The 19,144-nt window shown below is 61.3% G+C and carries 18 protein-coding genes and 1 tRNA gene; 10 read left to right on the forward strand and 9 right to left on the reverse strand.

The window, feature by feature from the left end; all coding sequences use genetic code 11:
• From IE095_RS08695 to IE095_RS08715, 5 genes are all read left to right on the forward strand, one after another.
• On the forward strand, nt 1–72 hold a 72-nt coding region (locus tag IE095_RS08695), incomplete at its 5' end, for an EF-Tu C-terminal domain-related protein (protein WP_229804698.1).
• A 196-nt stretch (nt 73–268) separates the two neighbouring features.
• The gene (purU, locus tag IE095_RS08700; RefSeq protein ID WP_189411265.1) at nt 269–1,153 is read left to right on the forward strand and encodes a formyltetrahydrofolate deformylase; all 885 of its coding nucleotides are present in this window, start codon (nt 269–271) and stop codon (nt 1,151–1,153) included.
• Between the two features lie 60 nt (nt 1,154–1,213).
• Entirely contained in the window at nt 1,214–1,633 is a 420-nt protein-coding gene (locus tag IE095_RS08705) for a GFA family protein (protein WP_189411266.1), read from the forward strand.
• 51 nt (nt 1,634–1,684) lie between these two features.
• Nucleotides 1,685–1,760: transfer RNA gene (locus IE095_RS08710), tRNA-Trp, on the forward strand.
• Between the two features lie 47 nt (nt 1,761–1,807).
• Nucleotides 1,808–2,911 carry an MFS transporter gene (locus IE095_RS08715; protein WP_189411267.1) on the forward strand — a complete coding sequence of 368 codons (1,104 nt, stop codon included), beginning with the start codon at nt 1,808–1,810 and terminating at the stop codon, nt 2,909–2,911.
• Here IE095_RS08715 and IE095_RS08720 read toward each other — a convergent pair.
• Entirely contained in the window at nt 2,908–3,468 is a 561-nt protein-coding gene (locus IE095_RS08720; protein WP_189411268.1) for a DUF2585 domain-containing protein, read from the reverse strand. The genes IE095_RS08715 and IE095_RS08720 overlap by 4 nt on opposite strands.
• Nucleotides 3,469–3,696: 228 nt before the next feature.
• Here IE095_RS08720 and ytfQ point away from each other — a divergent pair, with 228 nt between their 5' ends.
• From ytfQ to IE095_RS08745, 5 genes are all read left to right on the forward strand, one after another.
• Nucleotides 3,697–4,668, forward strand: a complete 972-nt coding sequence (gene ytfQ / locus IE095_RS08725; protein ID WP_189411269.1) for a galactofuranose ABC transporter, galactofuranose-binding protein YtfQ — start codon at nt 3,697–3,699, stop codon at nt 4,666–4,668.
• Nucleotides 4,669–4,784: 116 nt separating this feature from the next.
• Nucleotides 4,785–6,302: a sugar ABC transporter ATP-binding protein gene (locus IE095_RS08730; protein WP_189411270.1), complete on the forward strand. Its 1,518-nt coding sequence runs from the start codon at nt 4,785–4,787 to the stop codon at nt 6,300–6,302.
• Nucleotides 6,302–7,303 (forward strand): ABC transporter permease, encoded by a 1,002-nt coding sequence (locus IE095_RS08735; protein WP_189411271.1) that lies wholly within the window; start codon nt 6,302–6,304, stop codon nt 7,301–7,303. Before IE095_RS08730 ends, IE095_RS08735 begins: the two co-directional genes overlap by 1 nt.
• Nucleotides 7,300–8,277, forward strand: coding sequence for a galactofuranose ABC transporter, permease protein YjfF (yjfF, locus tag IE095_RS08740; RefSeq protein ID WP_189411272.1), 978 nt, complete (start codon nt 7,300–7,302; stop codon nt 8,275–8,277). The genes IE095_RS08735 and yjfF overlap by 4 nt, the downstream gene beginning before the upstream one ends.
• A 1-nt stretch (nt 8,278) precedes the next feature.
• Complete coding sequence (locus IE095_RS08745; protein ID WP_189411273.1) at nt 8,279–9,016, forward strand: FadR/GntR family transcriptional regulator; 738 nt, start codon at nt 8,279–8,281, stop codon at nt 9,014–9,016.
• On the opposite strand, the gene IE095_RS08750 is transcribed toward IE095_RS08745, so the two are convergent.
• The 8 genes from IE095_RS08750 to chvE all read right to left on the reverse strand — a co-directional run bounded on the left by IE095_RS08750 (nt 9,017) and on the right by chvE (nt 19,093).
• Complete coding sequence (locus IE095_RS08750) at nt 9,017–10,036, reverse strand: aldose epimerase family protein (protein WP_189411274.1); 1,020 nt, start codon at nt 10,034–10,036, stop codon at nt 9,017–9,019.
• Nucleotides 10,033–11,541: an aldehyde dehydrogenase (NADP(+)) gene (locus IE095_RS08755; RefSeq protein WP_189411275.1), complete on the reverse strand. Its 1,509-nt coding sequence runs from the start codon at nt 11,539–11,541 to the stop codon at nt 10,033–10,035. Before IE095_RS08755 ends, IE095_RS08750 begins: the two co-directional genes overlap by 4 nt.
• 10 nt (nt 11,542–11,551) lie before the next feature.
• Entirely contained in the window at nt 11,552–12,472 is a 921-nt protein-coding gene (locus tag IE095_RS08760; protein ID WP_189411276.1) for a Gfo/Idh/MocA family protein, read from the reverse strand.
• A 1-nt stretch (nt 12,473) separates the two neighbouring features.
• Nucleotides 12,474–14,216, reverse strand: coding sequence for an L-arabinonate dehydratase (gene araD, locus IE095_RS08765; RefSeq protein WP_189411277.1), 1,743 nt, complete (start codon nt 14,214–14,216; stop codon nt 12,474–12,476).
• Nucleotides 14,217–14,223: 7 nt separating this feature from the next.
• On the reverse strand, nt 14,224–15,219 hold the full coding sequence (gene araD1 / locus IE095_RS08770; protein ID WP_189411278.1) for an AraD1 family protein: 996 nt from the start codon (nt 15,217–15,219) through the stop codon (nt 14,224–14,226).
• 11 nt (nt 15,220–15,230) lie between these two features.
• On the reverse strand, nt 15,231–16,433 hold the full coding sequence (gene mmsB, locus IE095_RS08775) for a multiple monosaccharide ABC transporter permease (protein WP_189411279.1): 1,203 nt from the start codon (nt 16,431–16,433) through the stop codon (nt 15,231–15,233).
• Complete coding sequence (gene mmsA / locus IE095_RS08780; RefSeq protein WP_189411280.1) at nt 16,433–17,962, reverse strand: multiple monosaccharide ABC transporter ATP-binding protein; 1,530 nt, start codon at nt 17,960–17,962, stop codon at nt 16,433–16,435. Before mmsA ends, mmsB begins: the two co-directional genes overlap by 1 nt.
• A gap of 63 nt (nt 17,963–18,025) precedes the next feature.
• Entirely contained in the window at nt 18,026–19,093 is a 1,068-nt protein-coding gene (gene chvE, locus IE095_RS08785; RefSeq protein WP_189411281.1) for a multiple monosaccharide ABC transporter substrate-binding protein, read from the reverse strand.
• Nucleotides 19,094–19,144 lie beyond the last annotated feature (51 nt).

Here is a 19,144-nt window from a genome sequence, read left to right on the forward strand (position 1 = left end):
AAGCTCCGCTTCGCCATCCGCGAAGGCGGCCGCACCGTCGGCGCTGGCGTCGTGTCGAAAATCATCGAGTAATCGACAGGGCCATCGGCCCATCGGGAACGCAATCAGGGCCGTCCTTCGGGGCGGCCCTTTTGCTGTCGCACAGAAAATGCGGTGGCCTTGCCGCGAATTCGTCACTGGATGCCGCTTGCCGCCTTGCCTGCCCTGCCTTCCCCTGACAGCTTGGCCTTGACCGGGCCAAGGCCCGAAAGCCGAAAGGATTGCTGGAATGACCTCCTACGCCCTGCGCGTTCAATGTGCCTCGACCCGTGGGATCGTCGCGGCGATTTCGACCTGTCTGGCCGATCATGGTTGCAACATCACCGACAGTGCTCAGTTCGACGATGATGGCACGGGCCAGTTCTTTACCCGCATCTCTTTTCGTTCCGAAGACGGCAAATCGCTGACCGACCTGCGCGAGGCTTTTGCGCCGATTGCCGAAAAATTCGCCATGCAAGCCGAATTCTTTGACGAGGCGGCCAAGCGCAAGGTGATCGTCATGGTCAGCCGCTTTGGCCATTGCCTGAACGATCTGCTGTATCGCTCGCGCATCGGGGCCTTGCCGGTGGAAATCGTCGGCGTGATCTCCAACCACATGGATTACCAAAAGGTCGTGGTGAACCAGGACATCCCCTATTACTGCATCAAGGTCACGAAAGAGAACAAGCCGCAGGCCGAAGCCGAACAGATGCGGATCGTGCGGGATACCGGGGCGGAACTGATCGTTTTGGCGCGTTACATGCAGGTGCTGTCAGATGAAATGTGCCGCGAAATGTCGGGGCGGATCATCAACATCCACCATTCTTTCCTGCCCAGCTTCAAGGGCGCGAACCCCTATAAACAGGCCTTTGAAAAGGGCGTGAAGCTGATCGGGGCGACCAGCCATTACGTCACCGCCGATCTGGACGAAGGCCCGATCATCGAACAGGACATCATCCGCGTGACCCATGCCCAGTCGAACGAGGATTACGTCTCGATGGGCCGGGATGTGGAGGCGCAGGTTCTGGCGCGGGCGATCCATGCGCATGTGCATGGCCGGGTGTTCATCAACGGGCACAAGACGGTGGTTTTCCCGCCGTCGCCGGGATCTTACGCCAGCGAGCGCATGGGCTGATCCTGACAGGATCTGGCAGGACATAAAGCCTAACATCGGGTCAATCGAAGGAGAGACCCGATGCTAAAGACCTATCACGGCACCTGCCATTGTGGCGCAGTGGAGTTTGAGGTGCCGCTGGACCTGAGCCAAGGCACCAACCGCTGCAATTGCACCTATTGCCGCAAAACGCGGCATTGGGGGGCGGCGGTGGCGGACCCCACGACGCTGCGGGTGACGAACGGCCAAGCGGCGATCAGCACCTACAATGGCCGCGATGGTGGACCGGACGCGCCCATTGCCCATGCCTTTTGCAGCCATTGTGGGACCAAGCTGTTTACCACTGGCGACATTGCCGAACTGGGTGGCCGCTTTGCCAGCGTCTATCTTCCGGCGCTGGAGGATGCGACCGAAGCGGAGCTGATCGCGGCCCCGGTCTTCTGGTGCGACGGGCTGCACGACAATTGGTGGAATCCGGCGGCGGAAACCCGGCATCTTTGACCCGAATCCCCCTTGATTTCCCCGGATGGCTGCCGTAACCCGACGCGCAGTAGGGGTATAGCTCAGTTGGTAGAGCGACGGTCTCCAAAACCGTAGGTCGCGGGTTCAAGCCCTGCTGCCCCTGCCATCCCAAATATCAGTGCCGGGCTGCCGGACAGAAGCAAGCCCGACATCATGATTTCCCAGATACGCGCGCATTTGGCCCTGCTGGTCGCCGGAATGGTGGCCTTTGTCCTGATGGGGGTTGGCTCCGCCGTCTATGGCCCCGTCCTGCCCGGCATGGCGGAACGCTATACCCTGACGCTGGGCGAGGCCGGATGGCTGATTTCGGCGCATTGGATCGGCAATGCTGTCGGCATTGCGACGATGTATTTTCTGGCGGAAAAAGTGCCCAGCGGTCTGGCGCTGGCGATCATGGCGGCAGGCGCTGCGGCCCTGGCCTTGGCCCCCGGCTGGGCCCCGACGCTGGCAGCGGCCTTTGTCTTTGGTGCGGGTTACGGCATGGTGACGGCGGTGTTCAACCCCGCCATGCTGACGGCCTTTGGCGCACGGGGCACCGGGATGCTCAGCCTGTTGAACGCGATGTATGGCATTGGGGCGATTGCCGGGCCGCTGATCTATGTGCAACTGGGGCAGAATGCCGGAACGGTCTTTGGCGGGCTGGCGGTGATCTGCGCGGCGGCCTCGGTCGGCACGGCTTTGACGCTGAAGCCGGGTGGGAAAAGCACGCAATCCGCCCCGCGCATCGGCTTTCGGGTGGATCCGGTGATTCTGGGCTTTGGCGCTTTGGGCGTGGGGCTCGAGGCTTGTCTGGTGGGCCTTGGGCCGGCCGCCTTGATGGCGGCGGGGGTCACGGATGTTCGGGCGGCGGAGTTGTTGTCGGTGTTCTTTGCGGCCTTTCTGGGCGCGCGGATCTTGTTGATCTTTACCGCCCATCTGATCCCGTCGTTCTGGATCTATCTGTTCGCCGCCGCCTCGGCCTTGATCTTTGGCCTAGGGGCGGTGTTCCTGTCACCGGGGCTGTTCTTTGTCGCTATGGGCATCAGCGCCAGCCTGTATTTCCCGGCCTTTTACGTGACTGCCACCCGCGCCATGGGCAGCGACCCGCGCGTGCCTTCGGTGATCATCGGGGCGGGGCTGGTCGGCGGCATTTCCATGCCGCTAATGCTGGCCCCCCTGACGCAGACCGAAGGGCTGGCGTTTTTCTATACGGTGGCCGTGCTGGGCCTGATCCTGACCTTGGGCAGCCTGATAAGCCTGCCGCGCTATCGCGTCTAAAGCGCCGCCTGCCATTCGCGGACGGCGTCCAGCGGGTAAAGCAGCATCAAGATGTTCAGCGCCAGCCCGTCGCGGATCAGCCAGATGGTCAGCGCCTCAAACCCCACGACAATCGCCACGCTGGCCCAAACGGGCAGGCGGGCGGCAAGGAAAAAGCCCAACACCATCGCCAGAATATCGGCGACCGAGTTGATGACGCTGTCGCCAAAGTAATCCAGACTGATCGTCACCGCCCGATAGCGTTCGATGATCATCGGCGAGTTTTCCAAAATCTCCCAGGCGCATTCGATCACTGTCGCAATGACCAGCCGCCAGCCGAACGACAGGCGACGGGCGGTCAGCCACAGCAGGCCAAAGAACAGAAAGCCGTGCAGCAGATGGGACGGGGTATACCAATCGCTCAGATGCTGGCTGTTTTCGCTACTGAACACCACACCATGCCACAGTTTGACATAGCCGCATTTGCAGATGGGTTCCTGCCCGATGATCAGCAGCCAAGCGGCGGCGATCAGGATGGTCAGGACGGTGATCAGATAGGGGGTGCGATTTTGGGTCATGATGGGCGGATAGAATCACAGCTTTGTGAAACTGCCTAGTGGGGAAATTCTGACCTGACTGCGCAAGTGCAGCATTGGATATTCCGCAGTGCAGCACGTCAATCGTCATACTTTTCAACACTTTGCTTGCCCAATCCCTAGGCAACAGTTTTATTTACATATCGTATGACTTTTGCTAGCGTTTGGGCATCGTCGTCGGGAGAGCGGCGAACATCCTTGGGAGGAAACATGAAAGTTTTGAAGCAGCTTGCGCTGGCCGCAAGCACCGTTGCCTTGTTCGCTGGCGTGGCCCAGGCGGACGGGCTGCAAGGCAAAGTCGTCGGTTTCTCGCAGATCGGTTCGGAATCGGGCTGGCGCGCGGCGGAAACCTCGGTGACGAAACTGCAAGCCGAAGAGCGCGGCATTGACCTGAAATTCGCCGACGCCCAGCAAAAGCAGGAAAACCAGATCAAGGCGATCCGTGGTTTCATCGCGCAGGGCGTGGATGCCATTCTGGTGGCCCCGGTCGTCGCAACCGGCTGGGATGCCGTTCTGCAAGAAGCCAAAGACGCCAACATCCCGGTCATCTTGCTGGACCGTGGCGTGGACGCCTCGGAAGATCTGTATCTGACCTCGGTCGCTTCGGATCAGGTGAAAGAGGGCCGCGTGGCTGGCGAATGGCTGGTGAACACGGTTGGCGACAAAGACTGCAAGATCGTTGAACTGCAAGGCACCGTGGGCTCGACCCCGGCCATCAACCGCAAGCAAGGCTTTGAAGAAGCGATTGCTGGCAAGGCGAACCTGACCATCGCCCGCAGCCAGACCGGCGACTTTACCCGCTCCAAGGGCAAAGAAGTCATGGAAGGCTTCATCAAGGCCGAAAACGGCGGCAAAGACATCTGCGCTGTTTACGCGCACAACGACGACATGGCCGTCGGTGCCATTCAGGCGATCAAGGATGCGGGCCTGAAGCCGGGGACCGATATCCTCGTCGTGTCGATCGACGCTGTGCCCGATATCTTCGCCGCGATGGTCGCTGGTGAAGCCAACGCCACGGTCGAACTGACCCCGAACATGGCAGGCCCGGCCTTTGACGCGCTGGACGCCTATCTGAACGGCGGCACGGTGCCGGAAAAATTCATCATCACGGAATCAAAGCTGTATACCCCGGCTGACAATCCGCAGGGTGAATACGACACGCGCAAAGGTCTTGGTTACTGATTTCCTCCCCTAGACCTAAGCGTTCCGCCGGCCGGTTTCATGCTGGCCGGCGGATTGTTGTTGCATGCGATGAATAAGCGGAAAACAGTCCGATAACGGACGAGGGGGAGGGTGACATGACAGAACCGGCAACGGTGTTGCAGGCGCGGGGGGTGGTCAAGGTTTTCGGCCAGCACCGGGCACTGGATGATGTCAGCATCGACCTGCGGGCGGGTGAGGTTCACGCGCTTTTGGGGGAAAACGGCGCAGGGAAATCCACGCTAATCAAGATCCTGACCGGGGCCTATCAGGCGACCGAGGGCGAGGTTCTGCTAGAGGGTCAGCCGGTGCGCTTTGCCGACCCGTTGCAGGCACAGGCCGCAGGGATTGGCACGGTCTATCAAGAGGTGAACCTGCTGCCGAACCGTTCGGTGGCCGAAAACCTGTTTCTGGGGCATCAGCCCACACGCTTTGGCTTTGTGCAGAAAAAGGTGATCTACGCCAAGGCACGCGCCGTTCTGGCGACCTATGGGCTGGATGTGGACGTGCGCGCGGAACTCGGCAGCTATTCCGTGGCCGTGCAGCAGATCGTGGCGATTGCCCGCGCGGTGGAACTGTCGGGCAAGGTGCTGGTTCTGGATGAACCGACCGCCAGCCTTGATCGCAATGAAGTGGACCGTCTGTTCGACATCATCCGCCAACTGAAAGCCCGTGGTCTGGCGATTATCTTCATCACGCATTTTCTGGATCAGGTTTTCGCCATTTCCGACCGCATGACGGTGCTGCGGAATGGCAAGCTGATCGGCACTTCCAGCCTGAAAGACGTCAGCCCGACCGATGTGGTGCGGATGATGCTGGGCAAGGATCTTGAGATTTTACACCCCGTCAGCACGGCCGCCGAAGGCGCGTCGGGGCCGGTGATGCTGTCCTTTGACGGTTTCGGCAAGCCGGGCAAGGTGGCCCCGGTGACACTGGATATTCATCGTGGCGAGGTTGTGGGGGTTGCGGGTCTGTTGGGGTCCGGCCGGACAGAACTGGCGCGGCTGATGTTTGGGGTCGATACCGCCGAAAGCGGCAAGGTCACAATGAATGGCAAGGAAATCTCGCTGCGCTCGCCCGTTCAGGCGGTGCAGGCGGGCTTTGGTTTCTGCCCCGAGGATCGCAAGGCCGATGGCATTTTCGGTGATCTGTCGGTGCGGGAAAACCTGATCATCGCGTTGCAGGCGAAACTCGGTTGGTTCAAGGCGCTGAACCGCGACGAACAGCTTGAAATCGCCGGACGCTATGCCGAGGCGCTGGATATTCGTGCCGCAAACCACGACATGCCGATCAAGCTGTTGTCGGGGGGGAATCAGCAAAAGGTGATCCTGGGCCGCTGGCTGGCGATTGATCCGAATTTCCTGATTCTGGACGAACCGACGCGGGGCATCGACGTCGGCGCCCATGCAGAAATCGTGCGCACCATCAACCGCTTGCGCGAAGATGGGCTTGGTTTACTGGTCATTTCATCCGAACTCGATGAAATCGTGGCCTATTCCAGCCGGGTCGTCGTCATGCGCGACCGGCAGATGGTCGCAGAACTTCACGGGCAAGACATCTCGCCCAAAATCATCGTGCAGGCCATCGCGGCCCAGCATCAGGAGGCAGCGGAGTGATGAAAACCCGCGTTCTGTCGCGGCTGATTTCGCCGCAAACCATGGCCTTGGCAGCGGTGCTGCTGGTCAACTGGATCTTGTTTCCCGGCTTTTTCGACATCGAATGGAAAGATGGGCGGCTGTTTGGCAGCCTGATCGACGTGCTGAACCGGGGGGCACCCGTGGCAATCCTTGCGATCGGCATGACCGCCGTCATTGCGACCAAAGGCGTTGACCTGTCGGTGGGGGCCGTCATGGCCATTGCCGGGGCGACCGCCGCCACCATGGTCGAGGCCGGTTGGCCCGCCCATACCGCCGTTGCGGTGGCCCTACTGGCCGGTCTGGCCTGCGGGCTTTGGAATGGGGTTCTGGTGGCCCTGCTGGACATCCAGCCGATCATTGCAACCCTTGTCATCATGGTGGCGGGGCGCGGCATTGCCCAGTTGATCACCGAAGGCAGCATCGTCACCTTCAGCGATCCGACCCTGATCTTCATCGGCACAGGCTCTTTCCTAGGTCTGCCGATGCCCGTGGTCATTGCCGCAACCTTGGCCGTTCTCGCCACGCTGCTTGTCCGCCGCACGGCGCTGGGCCTGCTGGTCGAGGCGGTGGGCGTCAACCGTTCCGCTGCGCGCTATGCCGGGATTTCGGCGAATGTGCTGCTGTTGGCGGTCTATGTCTTTTGCGGCTTCTGCGCCGCCATCGCGGGCATGATCGTCGCGGGCGACATTCGTGGAGCCGATGCCAATAACGCGGGTCTTTGGCTGGAGCTGGACGCCATTCTGGCGGTCGTCATTGGAGGTACCTCGCTGCTGGGGGGGCGTTTTTCCATCCTTATGTCGGTTCTGGGGGCCGTCATCATTCAGGCGATGAACACCGGGATTCTGGTCTCGGGGTTCCCGCCTGAATTCAACCTTGTCGTCAAATCCGGGGTCATCATCCTGATCCTTGTCCTGCAATCGCCCCTCTCGGCCACCCTGTTCCTGCGTGCGCCCAAGGCCAAGACCGGAGCGTCGAAATGAACCGTTCCTTGCGCCCGCTGGCGGCCACCGCCATCATCTTTCTGCTGTGCTATCTGGCGGCGGTCATTCAGTTCCCCTCGATGCTTTCCACCCGCGTTCTGGGCAACTTTCTGACCGACAACGCCTTTTTGGGCATCACTGCTGTCGGCATGACCTTTGTCATCCTCTCGGGCGGGATCGACCTTTCGGTGGGGGCGGTCATCGGCTTTACCGGCGTGCTGATCGCCGTCTTGATCAGCCATTTCGGCATGCACCCGCTGGCCGCCTTTGCCGTCACCCTGACCATCGCCGCGCTGTTCGGGGCGGCGATGGGGGCTGCGATCCATTACATGCAGGTGCCCAGTTTCATCGTGACGCTGGCGGGCATGTTTCTGGCCCGCGGTGCCGCCTCGGTCATTTCGCCCGATTCCATCCCGATCAACCATGACTTCTACACCTCGGTTTCTCAGGCCTATCTGTTGATGCCCGGCGGCGGTCGCCTGTCGCTGATCGGCGGAATCATGGTGCTGGTCTTTGTCGTCGGGGCCTTGGTCGCCCACCGCACGCGGTTTGGTTCCTATGTCTATGCCCTTGGCGGCAACACCACATCCGCCGCCCTGATGGGTGTGCCTGTCGCCCGCACCACCATTCTGATCTACACGCTGTCATCGTTCCTCGCGGGCCTATCGGGCGTCATCTTCTCGCTTTACACCTCGGCCGGATACTCGCTGGCCGCTGTCGGTGTCGAACTCGACGCCATCGGCGCGGTCGTCATTGGCGGCACGCTTTTGACGGGCGGTTACGGCTTTGTCGCGGGCACCTTCATCGGCGTCATGCTGATGGGGCTGGTCCAGACCTACATCATCTTTGATGGCACGCTGTCCTCCTGGTGGACAAAGATTGTCATCGGCGTGCTTCTGTTTATGTTCATCTTGCTGCAAAGGATCGTCTTCGCAGCCTCGGCCCCAAGGAAGAAAGCGTTCTGGAAAGTGTAAGATGAGTGAACCGGGAAGCCTGATCCGTGCCTTGTCGGGGCGGCAGGCGGCGCGCAACTTCCATACGTTTGTGATCAACGAACTGGGCGCCGGGATTGTCACCGGCGCCTTTCCCGTTGACGTGCCCCTGCCGAATGAGGCGGAGATTATGGAACGTTACGACGTGTCGCGGACGGTTCTGCGCGAGGCGATGAAGACGTTAGAGGCAAAGGGTCTGGTCGAGGCACGGGCCAAAGTGGGGACGAAAGTCCTGCCGCGCAACCGCTGGAACCTGTTTGACCGGCAGGTGCTGACCTGGATGTTTGAGGCGGGGCCGGATGCGGGCTTTGTGCGGGCGCTGCTGCCCGTGCGGCAAAGCCTGACCTTGCAGGCCGCAAGGGCGGCGGCAGAATTGCGGACGTCGGATCATATGCGGATGCTGGGCTATTGGCTGAACCAACGTCAGGCCTGTGCGGGGATGCCGGAAAACTGCGCCTTGGCGGAATTTGAATTGCAGCGGATTTTGCATGAGGCGAGCCAAAACCCCATGCTGCGCGCCGCCACCGCCCTGCCGGAATTTGCCATCGCAGCGGCCTTTCAGGCACGGATGGCGGCGGGGGTAAGCGACTTCGCCAGCCCCGCGCAGTCGCATTTCGCCGAACTGGTGGGCTGTATGGAAAAGGGGGACGGCCTTGGTTTGGCCACCCCCCTTGCCGCGATCTTTCAGGCCGAGGCTGAGGCTTGCCTCCCCGCCCCCTGATCACTCCACCGAAAAGCTGAACACCATCTCATGCCGATATTCCTGCCCCGAATTCAGCCGGGCGCTGGGGAAATGTGGTTGGTTCGGGCTGTCGGGGTATTTCTGGGTTTCCAAGGTAAACCCTTCAAACCGGCCATAGGTCTTGCCGCCCGAACCCGCCAGCCCTTCGGGGATATAGCCCCCCACATAAAGCTGCACGCCCGGCTCGTTCGTGGCCAGCACCATCCGCCGACCCGACTTCGGATCAACCGCTTCCACCACGTCGCGCATTCCGCTGCCATTCAGGCACCAGTTGTGGTCATAGCCTGCCGCCACCGCCTCCATCCCCTGCCCGATGGGGCGCAGGGTGCGAAAATCAAAGGGCGTGCCCGCCACCGGGGCCAGCTCGCCCGTGGGCAAAAGGCCGGGGCCGACAGGGGTATAATGATCGGCATCAACGCGCAAAAGCTGCCCCAGACAATCGCCCGAACCCGCCCCCGCCAGATTGAAATAGGCGTGGTTCACGATGTTGATCACCGTCGCCGCATCGGTTTCGGCCTGCATCACCACCGTCAGACGGTCGTCTTCGCCCAAGCTATAGGTGCAGCGCAGCACGCAATCGCCGGGAAAGCCCATTTCGCCATCGGGGCTGTTCGTGCGGAAGGTGATGCTGCACCCTTCGGCCCGCTCCACCTCCCATAGCTTTTGGTCAAAACCTTGGGGACCGCCATGCAGCGTATTGCCGCCTTCGTTCAGGTCCAACTGGTGCTGCACCCCATCCAGCGAAAACCGCCCGTCGCGGATGCGGTTGGCATAGCGCCCACATGTCGCCCCGAAATAGGCGGTGCCGTTGACGTAGTCCTCGACCCGGTCATGGCCCAAAACGATGTTGGCCAGCGTTCCGGCCCGATCTGGCACCCACAGTTCGGCCAGCCGCGCCCCATAGGTCAGAACCTTGGCGCGCAGGCCATTGGTGTTTTGCAGGGTAAAGGCGCGGACGGATTGCCCGTCCACGCGACCAAAGGTTTCCGCTGTGATCATCCGCGCAGATCTTCTGGCAGCAGCGCCTCGGGGATGTTCTGGAACGACACCGGCCGCAGCCAGCGGCGGATCGACATGGTGCCGACGCTGGTGGCACCAAAGTTGGTGCTGGCCGGATAGGGCCCGCCATGCACCATCGCGTCACACACCTCGACCCCCGTCGGGAAGCCATTCGCCAGAACCCGCCCCGCCTTGCGTTCCAGCACGGGCAGCAGGGTTTGTGCCTGCGGATAATCCCCCGCATCGACATGCAGCGTCACCGTCAACTGGCCTGCCAGCGAATGGGCAATCTCCAGCATCTGGGCGGCATCTTTGGCGCGGACGATCAGGCCCAAGGGGCCAAAGACCTCTTCCGCCAACAGATGGTTCGCCAGCCAGTCATCGGCCGAAACCTCGAACAGATAGGGCGTCGCGTTGCGCAGATCACAAGAGGTCGTCAGCACCTCACGCACGCCTTTGCCCGCGGCAATCCGGTCACGACCCGAACGATAGGCCTCGGCCATCCCATCCGTCAGCATGACCTGCGGCCCCACAGCCCCAACCGCCTCTTTCGCGGTCGCCACGAAAGCATCCGCCTCCGGCCCGTCGATCACCACGGCAATGCCGGGATTGGTACAGAACTGCCCCGCGCCCATCGTCAGCGACCCAGCCCAACCCTGCGCCAAGGCCGCTCCACGGGCCGCCACGGCCTGCGGCAGCAGGAACATCGGGTTCACCGAACCGAGTTCGCCAAAGAACGGGATCGGATCGGGGCGCCGGGCGCACAGATCGAAAAGCGCACGACCCCCGACCAAAGACCCAGTAAAGCCCACCGCGCGGATCAGCGGATGCTGCACCAGCGCCTCGCCCACGTCACGCTTGCCGCCTTGGACAAGGCTGAACACCCCCGCAGGCATTCCGCAGGCTTTGACAGCCGCATCAATCGCTTGCGCCACGATTTCGCCTGTGCCGGGATGCGCCGAATGACCCTTCACGACAACCGGGCAACCCGCCGCCAAGGCGCTGGCGGTATCGCCGCCAGCCACCGAAAACGCCAAGGGAAAGTTCGACGCGCCGAACACGGCGACCGGCCCCACCGGGCGCTGGATCAGGCGGATGTCAGGACGGGGCAGCGGCTTGCGGTCGGGCAGGGCTGCATCAAAGCGGCGGTCCAGATAGTCGCCCTTGCGGATATGGCTGGCGAACAGGCGCAACTGGCCCGTTGTCCGCCCCCGTTCGCCTTCCAGCCGTGCTGTGGGCAGCCCGGTTTCCGACGAACCAACCGCCGTAATCTCAGCCCCAAGCGCCTCGATCTCATCCGCGATCTTGTCCAGAAACGCCGCCCGCTGTTCCCGCGTCGTCGCCGCATAGGCCGGGAAGGCCGCCTCCGCCGCCTTTACCGCTTGATCGACCAGCGCCGGGGTGCCGACGCCGAATTCATGCGCCTCGCCCGTCGCGGGCGAGGATTTGAACGTGTTGGCCGAGGCGACCCATTCGCCCGCAATCAGGTGTTTTCCGCTTAGCATCTGCCGTTCCTTAAAAGAAGAAAGCCTCGGTTTCCTTGCGCCGACCCAGGGTCAGCGCGTCCGAGACGTGGATCATCGGGGCCAGGTCCACCTCGGACTGGCCCATTTCCAGCAATTCCGCCATGCGCGCATACAGCGCCGGATACTCGCCCATGATGGTGTTTTCGCCAGCGGTGGGCTGGCCGTTCAACTCCAGAACGTTGCCACCCATCCGCAAGGCAAGATGGCCACCATCGGTCTCAATTTCAATGTCCCAGGTCTGCGGGCCGGTCTGACGCCAGTCGAAATCGGCGCTGACATTCCCGCTGAACTGCAACTGCGCCGCAATCGCCGTCTGGCGGTTCGCCGGGAATTCCAGCGTCGCCGATTGCAGATGCACGGCTTCGGGCAGGATATGGGTCATGATTGATAGGGCGTTGATCCCCGGATCGAAAACGCCCATCCCACCCGGTTCAAACACCCAATCTTGCCCCGGATGCCATTTCCGCACATCCTCACGCCAGGTGATATGCGCTTTGCGGATCACCTTATCCGCCAGCCAATCCCGTGCCGGGGCAACGGCATGGGCCATGCGGCTGTGCCATGTAGTGTAAAGCGTCAGCCCCCGTTCGGCGGCCAGCTTTTGCAGGGTGATCACCTCGGCCAAGGTCGCCCCCGGCGGTTTTTCCAGCATCACATGACGGCCCGCCAACAGCGCCGCTTGCGCATATTCAAAGCGCGGCACGGGCGGCAGGCACAGTGAGATCACCCCAATGTCGGGCCGTTCCGCCAGCATCTGGTGAAAATCGGTAAAGGCGGGGACGCCTTCGACCGAACCTTTGCGCGAAACGGTCGCTGACAAGTCCCACGCGTCCGATGCGTTTAGCGCCGGAACATGCTGATCAACGGCAATCTTGCCAATGCCCACAAGGGCGATCTTGGTGCCCGTCATCTTAGTGGCTTTCCCGGCCAACGGCATTGCCCCGGCAGCCTTTCAGGAAGTCAAAGTCCGCCCCGGTATGGGCCTGTTCCACCCGTTCATGGAACAGCTGCGCATAGCCCCCCATCGGCGGCGCGGTCAGTGGTTTCCATTCCGCCAGACGCGCGGCCATTTCTTCGTCGGAAATGTCCACATGCAGGCGGCGGTTCTTCACGTCCAGTTCAATCATATCGCCCGAACGCACCACCGCCAAAGGCCCGCCAGCGGCGGCCTCAGGGCTGGTATGCAGAACCACCGTGCCATAGGCCGTGCCCGACATCCGCGCATCGGAAATCCGCACCATATCGGTGATCCCCTTGCGCAGAACCTTGGGCGGAAGACCCATATTCCCCACCTCGGCCATGCCGGGATAGCCCTTGGGCCCGCAGTTCTTCATCACCATGATGCAGGTTTCGTCGATATCCAGATCTTCGTCCTCGATCCGCGCCTTATAGTCGTCGATGTCCTCGAACACGACCGCCCGGCCCCGGTGCTGCATCAGATGCGGGCTGGCCGCCGAAGGCTTCAGAACCGCGCCATTCGGCGCAAGGTTGCCTTTGACCACGACAATCCCGCCCGATTGGGTCAGCGCCTTTTCGGCAGGCAGGATCACATCGTCATTGTGGTTCTGGACGTTCTTCACCTCGTCCCACATCGACTGACCCGACACCGTCAGCGCATCATTCTTCAACAGCCCAGCCTCGCCCAGCCGTTTGATGACGACCGGCAGACCGCCGGCATAAAAGAACTCTTCCATCAGGTATTTGCCCGAAGGCATCAGGTTCACGATGGTCGGCACATTGCGTCCCCATTCGTCCCAATCGTTCAGCGTCAGATCAATGCCCACACGCCCTGCAATCGCCAGCAGGTGGATTACCGCGTTGGTCGAGCCGCCAATCGCCGCATTGGTGCGGATCGCGTTCTGGAAAGCATCCCGCGTCAGAATGTCGGACGGTTTCAGATCGTCCTTCACCATCTGCACAATCCGCCGACCCGACATCTGCGCCATCACACGGCGGCGGCTGTCCACGGCTGGGATCGCCGCGTTGCCCGAAAGGGTCATCCCCAGCGCCTCGGCCATCGAGGCCATCGTCGATGCCGTGCCCATCGTGTTGCAGGAACCGGGGCTGCGGCTCATGCTGGCCTCAGCCTCCACAAACTCCTCGGCCGACATTTCGCCCGCCTTAACGGCCTCACTGAATTTCCAAAGATGCGTGCCCGACCCGACCCGTTCGCCTTTGTAATAGCCGTTCAGCATCGGCCCGCCCGTCACCATGATCGTCGGCAGATCGACCGAGGCTGCGCCCATCAACAAGCTGGGCGTTGTCTTGTCGCAACCGACCAGACAAACCACGCCGTCCATCTGCTGCCCGCGAATGGTTTCCTCAACCGCCATCGCCGCCAGATTGCGGAACATCATGGCCGTCGGACGAAACCCGCTTTCGCTGACCGAAAACACCGGAACATCGACCGGGAAACCCCCGGCCTCATAAATCCCGTGTTTCACCCGCTGCGCCAGATCATTCAGATGGGCGTTGCAGGGGTTCAGTTCGGAATAAGTGTTCAGGATGCCGATCACCGGACGCCCATCGAACATATCGGCGGGGAAGCCCTGGTTCTTCATCCAGCCCCGGTGATAGATCGCGTCTTTCGACATCCCCCCGAACCATTCCTGCGAACGCAGTTTGCGGGGCCATTTGGCGGGCTTGAAGGTCATTTCGTCCTCACAGGGCTTGCACAGTGACGGCAGCGCTTTGCTTTTGGGCAAAGGCCAGCGGGTTGATCAGCGGCAGGCCAAAGGGCGCCGCTTCGATTTCAAAGACATCCCCGGCTTCGGTGTGGATGCCGTCGGCGAAAGACAGGGTTGCGGTGCCAAAGCAATGCACATGCAGATCGCCGGGCTGACGGAACAGGTCATACTTGAAATGGTGGTGTTCCAGATTGGCAAAGGTGTGGGACATGTTTTCTTCGCCCGACAGGAAAGGCTTTTCCCACAGCAACTTACCGCCGCGTTTGATCCGGCTGGTGCCGCGAATGTCGCGCGGCAGATCGCCCACCAGGATTTCGGGGCCATAGGACGCCTGCCGCAGTTTCGAATGCGCCAGGAACAGATAGTTCACCCTTTCGGTGATATGATCCGAAAATTCATTCGCCAAAGCCCAGCCGACCCGCGCCGCCTGACCCTTGTCGCTGATCACATAGATCCCTGCGATTTCCGGTTCCTCGCCACCATCCTCGGCAAAGCCGGGCGCAACCAAGGCCTGCCCCGGATGGACCAAAGCATGACCATTGCCCTTGTAGAACCATTCCGGCTGCACACCCGGCTGGCCCGCCACCGGGCGCCCGCCTTCCAGACCCATGCGGAACATCTTCATGCTGTCCGTCAGGTTTTCGGTCGGGGCCCCCATGTTCTGGTGCATCGCATCCCGTGCCGCCGCTGATCCCAGATGGGTCAGCCCCGTGCCCGTCACATGCAGATGCGCCGGATCGGGATGGTGGATCGGCAGGATCAGCCGCCCCTCGGCCGCCAGACGCGGCAGATCGACCGCCTCGCCCAGACCATGTTCCGCGATGACCGCCGACAGGCTGCGCCCCGTGTTGGCCGCCTTTTGCGCCAGCGCATAGGTGCTTTCCGCACCTTTCACCACTGCCGCCTCGGTGCCTTCACGGCAGACGACTGCCACGCTGCCGTCAGCGCGTTTGAACTGCGAGAGAAGCATTTCCAAAGACCTTATTTCGATTTGTTGTAGACGTCGAAGATGACAGCGGCCAAAAGCACCAGCCCCTTGATCACCTGCTGATAGTCGATGCCGATGCCCAACAGCGACATGCCGTTGTTCATCACCCCCATGATGAAGGCCCCGACCACGACCCCCACGATCTTGCCCGAACCGCCCGTCATCGACGCCCCGCCGATAAACACGGCGGCGATCACGTCCAGTTCAAACCCAACCCCCGCCTTCGGCGTGGCCGAATTCAGGCGCGCGGTCACGATCATCCCCGCAAGGGCCGCCAGAACACCCATGTTCACAAAGGTCAGGAATGTCAGTCGATCCGCATTGATCCCCGACAAACGCGCCGCTTTCAGGTTGCCCCCGATGGCATAAACCCGCCGGCCCATCGTCGTGTTTTCGGTGAAAAAGGCATACAGCACGATCAGCACCGACATCACGATCAGCACGTTCGGCAGGCCGCGAAAGATCGACAGCTTATAGGCCACGAACATCAGCCCCGCCGCGACAATCGCGTTGCGCAGCATAAAGACCGAATGCGTCTCGCCCTGAATGCCAAAGCTGGCATCCTGACGGCGCTTGCGGCTGCCCTGCCAGATCATCAACAGCACCGCGATCAGCACGATAGCCATCGCCGTCACGTTCATCCGCTGCATCCCCAGCAAAGTCTCATCCGCCGTCCCGGCGAGATCGGGGATGAACCCGGTCGACATGCCTTGGAACGATTTGGGGAATTGCCCGATGGTCTTGCCTTGCAGCATCCACATCGTCAGGCCGCGGAACACCAGCATCCCCGACAGCGTCACGATAAAGGACGGAATTCGCCAATAGGCGATCCAATAGCCCTGCGCCGCGCCGATGATACCGCCAACGATCAGACAGGCGGGAATCACCAGAAAAACGGGAATCCCCATTTCAACCGTCATTGCCGCCGAGACGGCCCCGACAAAGGCCGCAATCGAACCCACCGAAAGGTCGATATGCCCCGCCACAATGACCAGCAACATGCCCAAGGCCATGATGATGATATGGGCGTTTTGCAGGAAAACGTTGGTGATGTTCTGTGCCGACAGGAAATCGACGCCGTCACGCCAACGCAGGATCACGGTAAAGAACACTACAATCGCCGCCAAGGCGATCAGCATCCCGTATTCGCGCAGATTGGCGCCGCCCGTGGCGCTGGATTTTTTGGCTTCGGTCATCACGCCACCTTGCTTTCGTTCTTCAGGATCAGGGCCATGATTTTTTCCTGGCTCGCTTCTTCGCGGCTCAGTTCCCCCATGATCCGCCCCTCGTTCATCACATAAATCCGGTCGCACATGCCCAGAAGCTCCGGCATTTCAGACGAGATCATCACAACCCCCCGCCCTTCGGCGGCCAGCTTGTTCATGATCCCATAGATTTCGAACTTGGCCCCCACGTCGATGCCCCGCGTCGGTTCATCCAGGATCAGCACCTCGGGTTCGGTGAACAGCCATTTCGACAGAACCACCTTTTGCTGGTTGCCGCCTGACAGGTTCATCACCCGCTGCTGCACGCTGGGCGTCCGGATCGCCATCGCCTGCCGATAGCCTTCGGCCACCTTTGTTTCCTGTGCCTTGTTCAGAATGCCGTTTTTCGACACGCCGGGCAGGTTGGCCAAAGTCACATTCGTCACGATCGGCTCTTCCAGCACCAGACCCAGCGCCTTGCGGTCCTCGGTCACATAGGCCAGACCCGCCGCCACCGCCTTGGGCACGGTCGAGGTATCCACCGTTCGCCCGTGCATCCGCACCTCGCCGCTGGCATTCCGCCCCCAGGACCGCCCGAACAGGCTCATCGCCAGTTCGGTGCGCCCCGTGCCCATCAGGCCCGCGATCCCCACGATCTCGCCCTTGCGCACCGTCAGGTTCACATCCTTGATCATCTGGCGGCTGTGGTCTTCCTGATGCCAGACGTTCCAGCCCTTCACCTCCATCAGCACATCGCCGATATCGGGTGTCCGTTCCGGATAGCGATGCGCCATATCGCGCCCCACCATGTCGCGGATGATCCGATCCTCGTTCACCTCATCCCGCGTCAGCGTGGAGACTGTTGACCCATCCCGGATGATCGTCACCCGGTCCGCCACCCGCCGGATTTCGTTCAGCTTGTGGCTGATGATGATCTGCGTGACCCCCTGCGCCTTCAACTCCAGCATCAGGTCCAGCAGTTTCTGGCTGTCGTTTTCCTGCAAAGCCGCTGTCGGCTCGTCTAGAATCAGCAGCCGCACGTCTTTCGCCAAGGCCTTCGCAATCTCGATCAACTGTTGCTTGCCCACGCCCAGCTTTTCCACCGGCGTTGCGGGGGCTTCGTCCAAGCCCACCTTTTGCAGCAGGTTTCGCGTCTTTTGAAAGGTCGACGCCCAGTTGATCCGCCCGCCCTGCGCCACCTCGTTCCCCAGAAACAGGTTCTCCGCAATCGACAGCAACGGCACCAGCGCCAGTTCCTGATGGATGATGATGATGCCCTTCTTCTCGCTGTCCGAGATCGACTTGTTGGTCAGCAGCGCGCCATCATAGAAAATATCGCCTTCATAGGTGCCATGCGGGTAAACTCCCGACAGAACCTTCATCAGGGTGGATTTCCCCGCCCCGTTTTCCCCGCAGATCGCGTGAATTTCGCCTTGTTCGACGGACAGGTTGACCTGATCCAGCGCACGGACGCCCGGAAAGACCTTGCCGATCCCCCGCATTTCCAGAAGTGCGGCCATCGTCACCCCTTCCTTTCCTGAATGCACTGGCCCGCCGGATGGTCCGGCGGGCCAGACCGAAGATTATTTCAGTTGGTCAGCCGTATAATAGCCCGAACCCACCAGAATTTCTTCAATGTTCGCAACGCCCACCGAAACCGGCTCCAGCAGATAGGACGGAACCACTTTCACGCCGTTGTCATAGGTTTTCGTGTCGTTGATTTCCGGCTCGCCACCCGCAAGGATCGCGTCCACCATTTTCACGGTCACACCAGCCAGCGTCCGGGTGTCCTTGAACACGGTCGAATATTGCTCGCCTGCCAGCATCGATTTCACCGATGCCAGTTCCGCGTCCTGACCCGTCACGATCGGCATCAGCAGATCGCCCGAGCCATAGCCCACGCCTTTGACCGACGACAGGATGCCGATCGACAGCCCGTCATAGGGCGACAGCGCGCCATGCAGAACCTTGTCGCCATAGTTGGCCGACAGCAGGTTATCCATGCGGGCCTGGGCCACGGCACCATCCCAACGCAGCGTGCCCACAACATCCATGCCCACCTGGCCCGAGCCGACAACGATGTCGCCCGAATCGATCAGCGGCTGAAGAACCGACATCGCGCCGTCATAGAAGAAGAAGGCGTTGTTGTCGTCCGGCGAGCCACCGAACAGTTCGATGTTCCACGGTTTGGCATCCGGGAAACGCTCTTTCAGGCCCGCCACCAGCGATTCCGCTTGCTGCACGCCGACTTTGAAGTTGTCAAAGGTCGCATAGTAATCGACCGCACCGCTGTCGCGGATCAGACGGTCATAAGCGATGACCTTGATCCCGGCAGCTTGGGCGTTTTCCAGCGCATTCGACAGGGTCGTGCCGTCAATGGCCGCAATGACCAGAACGTCCACGCCTTTGGTGATCATGTTTTCGATCTGCGCCAACTGCGTCGGAATATCATCCTCGGCATATTGCAGGTCGGTGCCATAACCAGCGGCGGTGAACTGTTCCACCATCGAATTGCCGTCCGAAATCCAGCGGGTCGACGATTGGGTCGGCATCGCGATCCCGACAGTGCCCTTGTCTTGTGCAAAGGCCGGCGCGCCGATCACGGATGCAGCAGTTGCGAGCGCCAGAAGCGCCCTTCTTGAGATTTGCATGGTGTTCCTCCCCATGGCCCTTGCGGGCAAATCCCGACATGTCCGACCCGA

The sequence above is a fragment of the Neogemmobacter tilapiae genome, from assembly GCF_014652215.1.
Classification (GTDB): Bacteria; Pseudomonadota; Alphaproteobacteria; order Rhodobacterales; family Rhodobacteraceae; genus Neogemmobacter; species Neogemmobacter tilapiae.